Annotated in this window: 10 protein-coding genes; 1 reads left to right on the top strand and 9 read right to left on the bottom strand. The window is 60.5% G+C overall.

The features are described from left to right. Positions 1-33: 33 nt before the first annotated feature. The 9 genes from PH547_RS18805 to PH547_RS18765 all read right to left on the bottom strand — a co-directional run bounded on the left by PH547_RS18805 (position 34) and on the right by PH547_RS18765 (position 12,099). Positions 34-1,563, bottom strand: coding sequence for an ABC transporter substrate-binding protein (locus tag PH547_RS18805; RefSeq protein ID WP_285169054.1), 1,530 nt, complete (start codon positions 1,561-1,563; stop codon positions 34-36). A 136-nt stretch (positions 1,564-1,699) separates the two neighbouring features. Beyond that, on the bottom strand, positions 1,700-2,698 hold the full coding sequence (locus PH547_RS18800) for a P1 family peptidase (RefSeq protein WP_285169053.1): 999 nt from the start codon (positions 2,696-2,698) through the stop codon (positions 1,700-1,702). Positions 2,699-2,997: 299 nt separating this feature from the next. Beyond that, positions 2,998-3,192: a hypothetical protein gene (locus PH547_RS18795; protein ID WP_104821660.1), complete on the bottom strand. Its 195-nt coding sequence runs from the start codon at positions 3,190-3,192 to the stop codon at positions 2,998-3,000. 511 nt (positions 3,193-3,703) lie between these two features. Next, the gene (locus PH547_RS18790; protein ID WP_285169052.1) at positions 3,704-6,631 is read right to left on the bottom strand and encodes an aminotransferase; all 2,928 of its coding nucleotides are present in this window, start codon (positions 6,629-6,631) and stop codon (positions 3,704-3,706) included. A 211-nt stretch (positions 6,632-6,842) separates the two neighbouring features. Further along, positions 6,843-7,403 carry a hypothetical protein gene (locus PH547_RS18785; RefSeq protein ID WP_104821662.1) on the bottom strand — a complete coding sequence of 187 codons (561 nt, stop codon included), beginning with the start codon at positions 7,401-7,403 and terminating at the stop codon, positions 6,843-6,845. Positions 7,404-7,539: 136 nt separating this feature from the next. Then, a complete protein-coding gene (purU, locus tag PH547_RS18780) occupies positions 7,540-8,424 on the bottom strand; it encodes a formyltetrahydrofolate deformylase (protein WP_283048586.1) in 885 nt (294 codons plus the stop codon). 193 nt (positions 8,425-8,617) lie between these two features. Beyond that, positions 8,618-9,643, bottom strand: a complete 1,026-nt coding sequence (locus PH547_RS18775; protein WP_285169051.1) for an acyltransferase family protein — start codon at positions 9,641-9,643, stop codon at positions 8,618-8,620. A 37-nt stretch (positions 9,644-9,680) separates the two neighbouring features. Then, positions 9,681-10,925, bottom strand: a complete 1,245-nt coding sequence (locus PH547_RS18770) for a hypothetical protein (protein WP_283048590.1) — start codon at positions 10,923-10,925, stop codon at positions 9,681-9,683. 94 nt (positions 10,926-11,019) lie between these two features. Further along, a complete protein-coding gene (locus PH547_RS18765) occupies positions 11,020-12,099 on the bottom strand; it encodes a glycoside hydrolase family 5 protein (RefSeq protein ID WP_285169050.1) in 1,080 nt (359 codons plus the stop codon). 211 nt (positions 12,100-12,310) lie between these two features. Here PH547_RS18765 and PH547_RS18760 point away from each other — a divergent pair, with 211 nt between their 5' ends. Beyond that, positions 12,311-13,990: a GumC family protein gene (locus tag PH547_RS18760; protein WP_285169049.1), complete on the top strand. Its 1,680-nt coding sequence runs from the start codon at positions 12,311-12,313 to the stop codon at positions 13,988-13,990. Positions 13,991-14,157 lie beyond the last annotated feature (167 nt).

Raw genomic sequence — 14,157 nt, 5'->3', positions numbered from 1 at the left:
ATCCGCCCTGCTGTCTGTGCGGAACCGAAGAGATCAGTCTTCCCAGGAGACGTTGGTCAAGACATTCGAGGGGATCGGCTCGTTCTCCCAAAGCCCCTTCAGCTTCTTGTCCCAGACCCCGAGCTTCGGCATGACGAAGAGGAAGAGCGCGGGGGCATCCTCGGCCAGGATCGTCTGCGCCTCACCGTAGAGCTTGTTCTGCGCCGCCGGATCGGCGGTTAGCTGGATCTTCTTCATCAGCTCGTTGAAGACCGGGTTCTTATAGTTGAAATAATAGGGGTCGCGCGAATAGATGTCGATGTCCAGCGGCTCGGCGTGGGCGACGATGGTCATATCGTAGTCGCGGCTGGTGAAGACGTCCTGCACCCATTTCGCCGGGAATTCCGTCGGCTCGATATTCATGGTGACGCCGATATCGGCAAACATCGCCTGCATCACCTGGGCGCTACGCGGCGCATAGGCCATCTGCGGCGTCTTGATGGTGAAGGTGAAGCCATTCGGATAGCCGGCCTCGGCCAGCAGCGCCTTGGCCTTTGCGGGGTCATAAGGCAGCGTCCCCGTCAGGTCCTGATATCCCGGGTCGTTCGGCGTGTAGTGGCTGCCGATCGCCGTGCCGAAACCGGACCAGGCGCCGTCGATGATCGTCTTGCGGTCAAGTGCCATCATCAGGGCCTGGCGCACCCGCTTATCGTCGAAGGGCTTGCGCGTATTGTTCATGCCGGCGACGACCTTGAGTTCGGTATTGCCGACCTTGGTCATCAGCCGCGCGTCGCCGTCGAAAGAGCTCATCAGCTCCGGTGCCGCGAATTCCGGAAAGGCGTCGAGATCGCCGGCCTTCAGGGCTGCCGCTTCCGCCTGCGGATCGGAAATGAAGCGGAAGGTCACCTTGTCGAGCTTCACGTCGACGGATTTGTTCCAGTAACCCGGGTTCTTCACGAGCTCCACATGGTCGCCCTTGGCCCAGGCGGAGAATTTGAACGGGCCGGTACCGACAGGCGTCGTCTTGTCGTTGGCGGCAGAATTCGGGCCGACCATGACGGAAGAGGGCCAGGCGAGCCAGTAGAGCAGGCTGCCCGTCGGCGAAGAGAGATGCAGCACCAGCGTTTCGGAGTCCGGCGTGTCGATCGAGGCGATGGTTGCAAAGAAGCGTTTCTGCGGATTGACGGATTTGCCGTCGCGGGCGCGATCGAGCGCGAATTTCGCCGCCGTCGAATCGAAAGCCTCGCCGTCATGGAATTTGACGCCGGTCTGCAGCTTGAATGTGTAGGTCAGCCCGTCGGGGGAGATTTCCCAGCTTTTCGCAAGCTGCGGCACGATCTTGCCGCTCTCGTCGATGGCGACGAGCCCTTCGAAGATGTTCTGCCAAGTCACCTGACCGATGGCGACGGGCGCGGCGATCGTCGGATCGAGGCCGGTGGGTTCAACGCTCATGCCGATGTTCAGCGTCGTCTTGGCCGCTTCCGCCGGCGTCAGGCCCAGTATCAGAAGCCCGGCCGACAGCGTGGCGCCGCAGGCAAGACGGCGCGCATAATCGCCCAGGTCTGAACTCGAAAACTTGGTCATCTCAATTCCCTTGCTCCGGCTCCCGATGCCGGTTTTCCCTCCGGCAAGGCCATTTTTTTGAAATAGTGTCATCTCGCAAGCGCACACACAATTGCGAAAATTTGTGCTGCGCATGCCCGGCGGGGTCCCGAAATGGCTAGATTATCCGGTCCGGAAAGCGGTCCCGCCAGGCCGGCAGCGCGCCTGCGACGGCCAGCGCCGTTGCTTCGTAGACGCCGCGGGCAATGGCGCGCGCCATAACGAGGGTGGCGAGATGGCAGAGTTCCATGAAGCTCAGCAGGTCGTCTCTCTGATGTTTGCCGGTCGAAGCGGCAAACACCGTGTCGCCGTCGAGCGGCAGATGCGTGGGCAACAGCGCGCGGGCAAAACCGTCATGGCCGCAGATCGACAGCCGGTGCGCTTCCGCCTTGGTCAACGCAGCATCGGTGACGATGGCCCCGATCGTTGTTGCCGTAACATTCGCGCCCTTCAGCCTGAGGCGCGTGTCTATGGTTTCGGGCATGCCGAGGCCGCCGAATTCCCCGCCGATCTCGAAGGGAGCGGCCCAGAAATGCGGTCCTTCGCCGATGGTGGCCGAACCCAGCGCATTGACGGCGACGATGGCCGCGATCCTATGTCCTTGGCTGCTGACGGCGCTGGCCGAGCCGAGGCCACCCTTGACTGTCGCCGTCGTCGCGCCCGTGCCGGCACCGACCGTGCCAAGCGGGAAGGCGCCCTTGCCCGCAGCCTTGAAGGCGGCGTAACCCATATCGCGATAGGGCGAATGCAGGCCCCAATCCTTGTCGCCGCCATTGATGAGATCGAAGAGGATCGCCTGAGGCACCAGCGGCACGCGGGCGCTGCCGACCTGCAGGCCGCGTCCGATGTCGCGCAGGCCCGCCTGCACGCCGCCCGCCGCATCGAGACCGAAGGCTGAGCCGCCCGACAGCACCAGCCCGTCGACTACGCCCACCGTCATCGCCGGATCGAGCAATGCCGTGTCGCGTCCGCCCGGCGCACCGCCGAGCACGGAACAGGAGGCGACTGCCGGTTCATCGAAGATGATGGCTGTGACACCGGAGCCCAGCGCAGGATCGGTGCAATGACCGACGCCGACGCCTTCGATATCGGTTAGGAGATTGAGGAGATCAGCCAATGAAAAATCCTTCGCCTTCAAAGCGCGAGGTCGTCATGGCGATAGGATCGCAAAGAGGGGGAAAAGACAAGATGGGTTTGTCGAAGGGGAGTGCTGTGGAGGCCGACCCTCGTGGTTCGAGGCTCCGGCTTTCAGCCTGCGCGCCTCACCATGAGGGCGGAAAGACCGTGGCGATCGGACAAAGAGGCTTGCGATGGGCCGGTACAAAAGATCAGCCCCCACTCAGGGAGCGAACGACGCTCGAAGAGCAAGGGCTGATGATGTGGTGTGGTGATGTTGGAAACAGCCAAGCCGATCCATCAAACGTGGATCGGCTTAGCCTGTTGGCGGACGAGGAGATCGCGGATGGCGAGTTTGACCTCATCCGCGCTTCTGAAACGCTGCTCGTCCAGATCATGGACATGATATTTCACGGCTATGAACTTCAGCCGGTCTTCATCCGGAACAACGATGCCGACGGGAACGCCAGCATATTCGATGACTTGCTTTTTCATTAAAAATACTCCCTCCGCGCCCTAGCGGCGCAGATATGGCGAATTGACTGTTTGAATCCGATAAGAGGACGAACGTCACATTCGACAGCGCGGGCGGGAGAGTGCGCCCGAGCGGTCATGGCCAAGCACGGACCGCCCAAGGATCGAAGCGATGACTTTAAAGTTCAGCATGTCACTTCCTTAGTTGGTGTTGTACTTGTAAGGCCCCAACGGGAGAGGCCTGCGATCTGGTGTTCTATTGTCTACAATCTTGGTAGATAATAGCAATTCCATCTTCAGAAACATATTCCGAAAGATGTCAAAATATCGACGATCGGGAAAATAAAATTCCGTATCCGACTAACTACGAGAAAGCCTGTATCAACCTCCGCGCAGCCTCCCGTATCGGAAGGGTATTGCCGATCACCGTCCCACAAATAGGAATTGGAACGAGATTCGACAATGGCCGAGAAGATTAAAAATCGGTTTGCCGCCAAATCTCCTCAATGGTTAATGGCGGGGATGGCAGGCCCTAAACGCCGTCCTCCAGCGCCTTTTCCAGGGCTTTCACGAAGAAATCGGTGCTTTCCGCCGAGAGGCAAAGCGGTGGTTTTATCTTCAACACATTCAGGTGATCGCCGGTCGGCTGCATGATGACGCCAAGCTCGAGTAGCCACTCGCAGAGAGCGGCCGTCTCTTCCGTGGCGGGTGTCAGCGTCTCGTGATCGCGGACGAATTCGACGCCGAGGTAGAGGCCCATGCCGTGCACGGCGCCGATCAGCGGAAAATGCTCCATCAGCGCGATCAGCCCAGCCTTCAGGTGGTCGCCGATGATGCGAGCATTCTCCTGAAGGCCTTCGTCCTTCATGATGTCCAGCACGGTAAGGCCGACAACCGAGCTCACCGGACTGCCGCCGGCCGAGGAGAAGAAATAGCCCTCTTTCTCCAGTGATTCGGCGATCTCCCGCCGGGTGATGACGGCGCCGAGCGGATGGCCGTTGCCCATGCCCTTGGCGATGGTGATGATATCGGGCACGACGTCCTGGGTCTCGAAGCCCCAGAAATGGTGGCCGAGCCGGCCGTAACCCACCTGCACCTCGTCGGCGATGCAGAGGCCGCCCCGTTGCCGGACGGCGGCGTAGACATCGGCGAGATAGCCGCGCGGCAGGGCAATGCCGCCGGCATTGCCGTAGACCGCTTCCGCGATGAAGCCGGCGAGACCCTCGGCCTTCTCGTCGATGGTCTCCAGCAAGGTCGTAACGCCGGCCACGTAGTCCGCAGCCGAATCCGGACCGCGGAACGGGCCGCGATAGGTATTGGGCGAAACGAGCGGATGCACCCAGTCCGGTCGCGTCGTCAACGCCTGCGGATTGTCGGCAATGGAAGTGGAGACAGCATCGCTTGCCAGCGTCCAGCCGTGATAGGCCTCCAGCAGGCACAGCATGTTTTTCTTGCCCGTATGCGCCCAGGCAAGCCGGATGGCGAGATCGTTGGCCTCGGAACCGCTGTTGACGAGAAAGACGCTATCGAGACCATCGGGCGCCAATGCTGCCAAACGCTCAGAAAATTCGGCAACGGCGGCATAGTGGAAGCGGGAATTGGTGTTGAGCCGTGACCATTGCCGCTCGATGGCCGCCGTCAGCCGCGGATGCGCATGGCCGAGCATGGTCACGTTGTTGACCATGTCGAGATAGGTGCGGCCTTGTGTGTCGAACACGAATTCATGCCAGCCGCGCTCGATCTGCGGCGGGACGTCGTAATAATGCTTTTGCGGGCTGGCAAAATGCGCTTCGCGCTGCGTGAGAAGTGCGGCGCTCTCCAGCCGCGGCGCCTCGCAGGCCTCGTTCAGGAGAATGGCGGGCGAGGGGCAGACGGCCGACCAGCCATCGGCCTGGTGGGCTGTGGCAAAGAGCGGTGGCACCATCCCCGGGACGCGGCAGAGCTGCACGCGCAGTCCCCCGATGGCCGAGCCCTCGCTGCCGATCGTGCCGACGATCGCCCCTTGTTCCACCTCGGCGCCCTCTTCCAGCGTGCACTCGACGCCGTCGAGATGCAGGCTGACGGTTTCGCCAATCAGAACGAGATGCTGGCCATGCCATTGGATGCGGCCGGCAAAGGGCGCGGTGACGGTCGTGCCGGCCGGCAGGCAGATATCGCTATGCAGCGCGAAATTCTGCGGCGGCGTCATGCTGAGAAGATCGGCATGCGACAGACGGAATTCCCCGTAGCGCGTCGCAGCCGAGCCGGAAGCGATGGCCGCCTTGGCGAGCAACCGCCAGTCCATGTCCGGCTTTAGCCAGTTACCGTCGACGAAATGCGGGCTGGTCACGGAAAGATCGACGGCGGCGATGTGATCCGATGCAATGTCCGGCAGCAATACGGACCAGCCGTCGGTGGCGAGCGGAGCGAGATCCATGCCCGCGGCCCGGAGGATCGCCGCTTCCATCACGTCCGGCTGCGCGCCGGTGGCAACGTCGAAAATCTCGCGCTCGAGTTTGAGATTGCCGCGCACGTAATCATTGTCGGGGTCGATGGCGAGCTGTTGCTCGCCGCTGGCGGCGAGAATCACCGCGCGGGCGACGATCAGCGGCCAGAGCGCCTTCAATTCGGCTTCCCCGAGCGGATAGATCGCGTGATAGGCCTTGATGGCAGGGAGGATGTAGAAGGGATCGCCTTCGGCGTGGTGAAGCAGCGAGGCGCAGGTGACGGCGAGGTCGCCCACCACCCAGCCCTGGATGATGTCGCCGAAATCGATCACCCCATCCGGGATAGGCTGCCCATGCGCATCCGGATGACTGACGACATTGTCGCCGGTGACGTCGTGATGGACGGGCTGCACGCGAAGCCCGCTCGCAAGCGGCTGGATGCGCTTTACGGCCGCGACCATTGCCTTGGCGATGCGGTCGCGCGCCTCGTGATCCGATATCGCCGACAGGAGCTGCACGGCGACCGGCCCGGCGCGGCGCAGGTCCCATTGCAGGCTGCGGTGGAGGCCGGGATGTTCGAAATCGGCAAGGTCACGGGCGAGCCGGCCGGAAAGGGCACCCAGCGCCGAAACGGCGGCGACGGGCAGATGCTTGCGCCGAGTCAGCGATTGACCGGGGAGATAGCTGAGCAGCCGGACAAGATAATCCTGCTCGCGAATGGTGACGACGAGAATATCCCGGCCGCTCAGCGAGGGCACGATGTTGGGCACGCGCGGCGCATCGGGTTTCGCATGTAGATGGCGGATGGCGGCGTTCTGCGCCTCCAGCTCGACCGTGTCGTATTCCGTTCGGCAGATCTTCAGAACGTAGCTGTTGTCACCCGCGTCGATACGGTAGTTGCGGTCCTGCTGACTGCCGAGTTCGGTAACCGTCCCGGTCAGGCCGTAATGCGTCTGCAAGATCTCCGCCGCCGCTTCCGGCGTGGTATCCGGTCTTGGCAGTTGCATGCGATTGACGAGCGCGGCGTCGGTCATGGCTCCCCCGGATGGTTCATCTGCGTCGACACTAAACCATTCCGTCCAAAAGAAAATCACCGAAAACGAATAGGGTGATCTAACGTTAAGACGAAAGATAGGCTCCCGATTACGCCTGCCTAGAGCGTCATGCGTTCATTTGCATGAAAGCGGGATGCTCAAGAGCGCTGTGCGTTCATTTGAATACACAAAAGTCGGTCTTGTTCAGACCCTACTCAACCTCGATTGAATAGCTGCAGCCGGCGAGCGTCTTGCCGGGATGGTAGATGTCAGTCGAGACGTCGAGGGCGATGCGCGAATGCAGGACCGTGTCGGAATTCTCCAACTGCTCCTTCTTGGAGAATATCTCCCTTTCGGCCAGGTATTTGTCGAACCGGTCGACCGCGGCGGTGACGCCCAGCTCCTTGGCAAGCGGATGCGGATCGGCCTCGTTGATCAGTGCAAGCGGACCGGAGGAAGCAAACGCGATCCTGTCGGTCTGTCGCCCGAAAACGGTGATCGGCTTTGCCAGCTTGAATTCCCGCAGCAGAAGGCTGGTCGACGGCTGCTCGGTAATGCCGAACCGTCTCATCGCCTCATCGCTTTCCGGTCCGGTCAGCCACATGGCAAAGCCATTATAGCTTGGCACGTCGTAGGTCGTGCATTCGATCAGCTTGGCGAGATCGATCTTCGAAGGGTCTTCTTCCGAGGTCATTGCGGCCGTCGACACCTGTGTGCTCACAAGGATGGCAAGGGCCGAGAGCGGCAGGATTCTCTCCAGATATGATCGCATTTTCCTCCTCCGCAACCTCCAAGCGATTCGATATCGGCCGCATTAAATCGCAATTTAGCGGGAAAAGGAAATAGGGACATGGAGGCGCAGATCGCGGGTTTGCGAATGCAGCGCCACCTTGCCATCGCCGCGTGTTTTATCCCATCCGCTCCGAGGCATAGCTTCCGGGGCTTGCCGGGAAGACGATGGTGCGGTTGCCGTTGAGGAAGGTGCGGTAGTGGATATGGGCATGGATGGCCCGCGCCAGCACCTGGCTTTCGACATCGCGGCCGATCGAGACATAGTCTTCCGCCGACTGCGCATGCGTGATGCGGGCTGTGTCCTGCTCGATGATCGGACCTTCGTCGAGATCGCCGGTGACGTAATGTGCGGTCGCCCCGATCAGCTTGACGCCGCGCTCATAGGCCTGCTTGTACGGGTTGGCGCCCTTGAAGCTCGGCAGGAAGGAATGGTGGATGTTGATGATCTTGCCCGACATCTTCTTGCACATGGCGTCCGACAGCACCTGCATGTAGCGGGCGAGCACGATGAGTTCGGTGCCGGTCTGCTCGACGAGGTCCAGCAGTTGCGCTTCGGCCTGCGGCTTGTTGTCCTTCGTCACCTTGATGTGGTGGAAGGGGATGTCGTGGTTGACGACCACCTTCTGGTAATCGAAATGGTTGGAGACGACGCCGACGATGTCGATCGGCAGCGCGCCGATCTTCCAGCGGTACAGCAGGTCGTTGAGGCAATGGCCGAAGCGCGACACCATCAAGAGCACCTTCATGCGCTTCTGGGTATCGTAGATCTCGGCATCCATCTCGAATTTCTCGGCGACCGGCTTGAAACCTTCGACCAATGCCTCCTGCTTGACCCCTTCCTCGGAGATGAAGGAGACCCGCATGAAGAACTTGCCGGTATCGAGATCGTCGAACTGGCTGGAGTCGACGATATTGCAGCCCTGGTCGGCCAGATAATTCGCTATCGCCGCAACGATCCCGCGCGTCGATTTGCAGGATACCCGTAGAACATAGCTCTTCATGTTTCTTCCCTCGTAAGGCGGCTCGTCGTTTCGCCGCTCGCTTATAGCAATCGAAAGGCACGGGAAAGCTCCCCGCCCATTCCTCGCAACAGAGCTTAAGATAGGCGGCGGAAAATTCCGTTCCCATTGCGCCTTTCAGCCGCGTATCCCCGTCGTTCTGAGGGAAAGCCGCTGCAGATCGATGAGAAACGGCTCAGGCGATGGCGGCCTGCTTCTTTTTCCACTTGCTCCAGCGGCTGGGTGTCGTCAGCTCGTGGACGATCGCGCCGCCGATCGCCGAGCCGACCATGCAGCAACTGACGAAGATTGGGCCATGCGCCATGATATCGATCTTCAGCACGCCGCAGACGACGCGCAGAAATGCCAGCGTGAAGGCATGGGTGATGTAGATGCTGTAGGACGCGTCGCCGAGATAGCTCAACCAGCCGATGACGGGAAGCTTGGAAAAATCGATCGAGACGGCCGAGTAGAGAATAATGACAGCCGGAATGCCCCACATATAGGAGCGCATGCTGGCATCGCAGAGCGTCTCGTTGATCAGCAGGAAGGCGAATCCGACCACCAGCGCCGGCCAGGCTACCGTCTGCGGCAGCAGCACTTTTTCGAGATAAAGCTTGGCGAGAACGACGCCCGCCAGGAATTCGTAGATGATCGGGTCGCCATAGACCGTGGTGGCGGTCGTTTCTACCGGAAACAGGTGGCAGGCGAGGATGATCGCCGTCATCGTGCCGAAGAGGGCATGGAGCCGCCATTTTTCGCGCACCAGCAGCAACAGGCCGAAGACGAAATAGAAGAACATTTCATAGTTCAGCGTCCAGCCGGGCACGACGACGGGTGCGATGAGGCTGGGATCGGCAGCATTGTGCCAGGGCAGGAATAGAAGCGAAGCGACGAGGTGGGGAACGTCGAACACCGTCGATTTCAGGATCGATGGCGCGACGAGAGCGACGGCGGCGGAAAACAGTGTCGCCAGCCAATAAAGCGGCACGATGCGCTGGATGCGGCGGCGATAGAAGTCGAGCGGGCGCACTTCACGTCCTGCCGTGGTCAGCCACATGACGAAACCGCTGAGGACGAAGAAAATGTCGACGCCAGTCTCGCCGAAGAGATGGAATTGCCAGTCGAAGCCGGAATTGACCTTCGGTACCTGCAGCACTGAATGAAAATAGACGACCATCAGCGCAGCAATGGCGCGCAGATACTGCAACTGTACAAGCATCCCGATCCTCATGCGGCCTCAGCCGACATGAAGCAAGTCAGCCCGGCACTCTGCTGCCATCCACATTTGCCGGCTGTGTCCGGGCAGTGCGCGGCTTTTCAGAAACGCGCATGTAACCGATCAGCAGCCAGAGCAGGCCGGCGATTTTGATGGAAAAGATCGCCGTACCGCCGATCATCATATTCAGAAAAATGAAAAGAGAGAGTGAATGACCGCACCGTCTTTGCGCCGGGGTTGCACCGGCGGGAAAAAGGCAGACGAACAGCCAGAACATGATCAGGCCAAAAATCGTCGAACCGTAGATGAGGTAGACATAACCGCTGTCGGCGAATTCCCCGATACGCGCAATATCCAGACCGAGGATCGCCTGGAAATCGAGATCCAGCATCTTCTTGACCGTGACGCCGATACGGCCGGTGAAATTGTCGCCCATTTCATCCGGCTTCATGAAATGCACGAAGAAGCCGATCAGGATGATCAGCGGCATCAGGATGAGATCGAAGGCCTTCGGGATCTTCGGGAAGACGAAGTAGCCGATGATGCTGATGCAGGAGAAGATCAGCATCGTGCGCGTATCGTTGGTGAGCAGGATCAGCAGCACCGTCGAAACGAATAGCGCCTTGTCGATCCTGCCGAGCTTCGGCCAGAAGGAGAGCAGATAGATGACGATCACGCCGCAGAAATTGGCGAGCGACACCTGCTCCAGGAAGATCGACGACGACCGGTGGTCGATGAGGCCGAAGGAGAAGCGGCCCTGGAAACCGAGTGCGTTAGCGAACAGGCCGGTACTATTGAAGCTTGCCTGCTTGATGCCGCGGGTATTCTCGAAATATTCGCCGGGATGGAACAGGCTGACATAGAAGGGCGTGCTGACGATCTCGCAGACTAGAAACAGCAGCACGAAGAAACAGCCGATGCGGAAAGCCATTTTCACCGTCCGCTCGCTCGCCCAACTGCCGATGCCGGCGAAGGAGACGATGATCAGCACGTTGCGGAACTGGTCGATGAAAGGCACATGGTTCAGCACGGTGATGTAGATCGTGATGATCAGCGTGAATGTCAGAAAGAGGAAGATCGGCAGATCCTCCTCATAGATGCCCTTCTTCAAAATGAACGCGACGCTGGAAAGCATCATCATGCCTTCGCAGAGCACGACATGCGAGACGGCAAGCGGCGTGATGTTGTGGTTGATATAGGCGAGAATGCAGTTGTAGAGGACCGAAAACAGTGTGATCGCCAGGATCGGGTAATCGATGCGCTGCTTGTCCGTGAGGCTTTTCATGAAATGTCCAGGGCTGCCGCGTCCATCGGCCGGGGCAACCATAGCAGCGCCGTGATTCGCGACAAAGCGCTATCCGCCCGTTCGTCTCCGTCGATCAGCCCGCCGGCTTGACGCTGGCGCAGGCCGGCGCAATCGCCGTTTTCTTACCGACGGCAGCAACGATCACCTTCATCTGCGGCCGGTCCTTTCCGCCGCGCGGCTGCACGTTCAACGGTTCCTGCGACGGCCACCAGTCGCCGGCGGCCCAATAGGTCCAGCCGAGCCAAACATCGTTGTTGTCGGCCATGACATCGAAAACCTGCTTCAGCCCGTCAAGACAGGGCTGGTTTCCCGCCACGCCGAATTCGCCGAGAAAGCCGCGCTTGCCGTTCTTGCGCAGCCAGGCGGTGACGTCGGTCAGCCCTTGTCTGGCCTGGTCGCTGCCATCACAGACAGGATGCGTACCGGAACTGTCGGCATCGAGATACTGATGAAACTCGAATGCATAGAAATCGAGAGGGTCCTTGACGCCAAGCATGACAGTATCGTTCGCGCCGCCGCCGATCCTGTCCGTAGCCCAGGTGAACGCGCCGCTCCAGTTCGTGCCCGGCACGAGGATGAGGTTGCGCGCGCCGACCGTACGAATGCCCTGGATAGCGGTATTGGCGGCTTCCAGCCAATCGGGCGCCTTGATATCGTGCGGCTCGTTCATCAGGCCGAAGAACACGCCCTTCTGATTGGCAAACTCGACGGCGAGACGCGCCCAGAAATCGCCGAAGGCGAGATCGGTCGCAGGCGCCTGTGTGAGTTGATCCTTGTCGTAATAGCCGAAATTGTGCGGATCCAGGACGACGGCCATGCCGTGCTCTTGGATGAGATCGACGGCATCCCTGAGCCGTTGCAGTTCGTCGCTGTCCAACGGCTGGCCAAGCACCGGCTGCAGCCGCTCCCAGCGGAACGGCAGGCGGACGACATTCATGCCCTTGCTGGCGAAATAGCGCACCGTTTCTTCCGACGGATAGGTATAGTTGGTGCCGACCACGCCGGTGCGGTCGCCATATTCGGCCCCGGAAAGATTGATGCCCCGATAGCAGAGCTGCGATGGGTCAAAGCTTGCATCGGTCTCTGCGGCCGAAGCGAGCAGAACCGCTGCGGCGAGCGCTTGGCGCAGCAGTCTCCTCACGAGTCCGGTCATTGCAAGCTCCTGTTCTTCCTCGTCGCCAGTGAGCCCGTTTCATATGAACCTCCCGGTTGAATATTGATGAAGAGATGGGCTTGGCGGGCTCTCTGCCTGCCTCCACCAAGGGACTTCCTGGGAATGTCCTTAATGTTCCGTTAGCCAAACATTTCTAAACTCCAGGCATCTGCGGCGCAGAGACTGCGCGCGGACCCCGTGAAAGTCTGACATGAACTCATTGGAACGAAGCAAGCGATCGAGCCAACTCTCGGATTGGCGCAGCACCGAGCCGTACGAAGGACGGCGCGAAGGCTTGCGTTCACGCAGCCCTGTGCTGCGGCCGAGAGACTTTGTTCATGAGGTTCAACCCGTTGCCCCCGAAAAGCCAGTCGATCCGGCGGAGCGGATAATCGCCGCCCGCGATGACGTACGTCGCGAATTCGAGCGCAAAGCGGAAGCCGCGCCGCCGCCGGTCGCGGAGCCGGTCGTTGTCGCGCCCCCCTCGGTCACCGAGCCGGTGGTTGTCGTCACGCCGGAAGCGGTTTCGCCTGCGCGGATGCCCGCGGCCGACACGCCGCTTCTCGACTTGCGCTCGGCTGTGCGGTCGATCTGGGCGAAAAAGCTGCTGGTTCTTGCGCTTGCAGGCGTCGGGGCCGTGCTCGGCGCCAGCATCATCCCGCTGCTGCCGCAGAAATTCACGGCCGAAACCAGCCTCTATTTCGATCCTCGCCAAGTGGGGGGCTCCGATGGCCCGCAGGCCGCGCCCACTGCGCCGGAACTGATCCTGACGATGATCGACAGCCAGACCCAGATCCTTTCCTCCGGCAAGGTGCTGGGCCGGGTCGTTGATGCGCTGAAGCTCGATCAGGACCCCCAATTCAACGGCGGCGCGACCGGCGACGCGGCAAAATACGTGGCGACCGCAACGCTGGCGAAGGCAGTGCTGATCGCCCGCGAGGCCAGTACCTATGTCGTGTCGCTGAAGGTCACGACGCGCGATCCGCAAAAGTCGGCCAAGATCGCCAACCAGCTTGTTACCTCCTTCATGGAGGAAGAGAGCAAGGCGGCGGCGAACAGCTATCACACCAGCAGCACCGCGCTGGATGGTCGGCTTGAAGATCTGCGCCAGCAGGTGCTTGACGCCGAAAAGGCCGTCGAGCTCTACCGGGCCGATAATGATATGGTCGCCGTCGAAGGCAATCTGATCTCCGACAAGCGCCTGACTGCGCTGAACGATATGCTGGTGACCGCACAGCAAAAGACGATCGAGGCGAAGGCACGGGCCGAAGCTGCCAATAAACTGAGTTTCGAGGACGTCGTTGCCAATGGCTCCCAGGCCAACATGACGGCAACGTCCACATCGCTCAGCAGTCTGCGCCAGCAATATGCGACGCTCGCCGCCAATGTCGGCAGCCTGCAAAGCCAGCTCGGTGCCCGCCATCCGCGCCTGCTTGCCGCCAAATCCTCGCTCGACAGCCTCGCAGCGGAAATTCGCCGCGAGCTGCAGCGACAGACGACGTCGGCCCGCGCCGATTACGAGCAGGCGCAGAAGGCCGAGCAGGATATCGCCAAGGAATTGGCGGTGCAGAAGGCGTCGCAGGTCAATACATCGGGCAAGCTGGTCGGACTGAACGAGTTGCAGCGCAAGGCGGCTGCTGCGCGCGAGGTTTACGAGGCGCTGCTGAAGCGTTCCGGCCAGACGAGCGACGCGCAGGACCTGTCGCAGAACAATATCCGTGTCATCTCCGAGGCCGAGCCGCCGCTGACGGCGAATGGACCGAGCCGAAAGGTGATGATGGTGGCCGGATTGATCGCCGGCGCCCTGTTCGGCATGAGCCTCGGGGCAGCCTTTGCCATCCTCGCCGGCTTGTTCCGGCATCCGGTCGTTCGTGGCTATCTTGGGAAGTGATCTTCGTCGCCACCTCTGCTGTAAGTGGCTCTTTCAAGATCGGGGATGCAATTGCGCGTCCGCTGTTCTAAAAGTGAATTGATGCAGAGAGTGATTGCATTTTGCTAATGAAGGCATAAAGACAATCTTGCTGTGCCGTGCAATACATGGTGGGACAATTTATGCGA

Source organism: Rhizobium cerradonense (assembly GCF_030182455.1).
GTDB lineage: Bacteria > Pseudomonadota > Alphaproteobacteria > Rhizobiales > Rhizobiaceae > Rhizobium.
The sequence above is the reverse complement of the archived record's forward strand: the minus strand, read 5'-3'. Positions and strand labels throughout refer to the sequence as shown.

What these genes read in the sequence shown, in the direction of transcription:
- purU (WP_283048586.1), bottom strand. Translation starts at nt 8,424, where the DNA reads ATGAAGAGCTATGTTCTACGGGTATCCTGCAAATCGACGCGCGGGATC.
- PH547_RS18785 (WP_104821662.1), bottom strand. Translation starts at nt 7,403, where the DNA reads ATGCGATCATATCTGGAGAGAATCCTGCCGCTCTCGGCCCTTGCCATC.
- PH547_RS18805 (WP_285169054.1), bottom strand. Translation starts at nt 1,563, where the DNA reads ATGACCAAGTTTTCGAGTTCAGACCTGGGCGATTATGCGCGCCGTCTT.
- PH547_RS18770 (WP_283048590.1), bottom strand. Translation starts at nt 10,925, where the DNA reads ATGAAAAGCCTCACGGACAAGCAGCGCATCGATTACCCGATCCTGGCG.
- PH547_RS18760 (WP_285169049.1), top strand. Translation starts at nt 12,311, where the DNA reads ATGAACTCATTGGAACGAAGCAAGCGATCGAGCCAACTCTCGGATTGG.
- PH547_RS18790 (WP_285169052.1), bottom strand. Translation starts at nt 6,631, where the DNA reads ATGACCGACGCCGCGCTCGTCAATCGCATGCAACTGCCAAGACCGGAT.
- PH547_RS18775 (WP_285169051.1), bottom strand. Translation starts at nt 9,643, where the DNA reads ATGCTTGTACAGTTGCAGTATCTGCGCGCCATTGCTGCGCTGATGGTC.
- PH547_RS18795 (WP_104821660.1), bottom strand. Translation starts at nt 3,192, where the DNA reads ATGAAAAAGCAAGTCATCGAATATGCTGGCGTTCCCGTCGGCATCGTT.
- PH547_RS18765 (WP_285169050.1), bottom strand. Translation starts at nt 12,099, where the DNA reads ATGACCGGACTCGTGAGGAGACTGCTGCGCCAAGCGCTCGCCGCAGCG.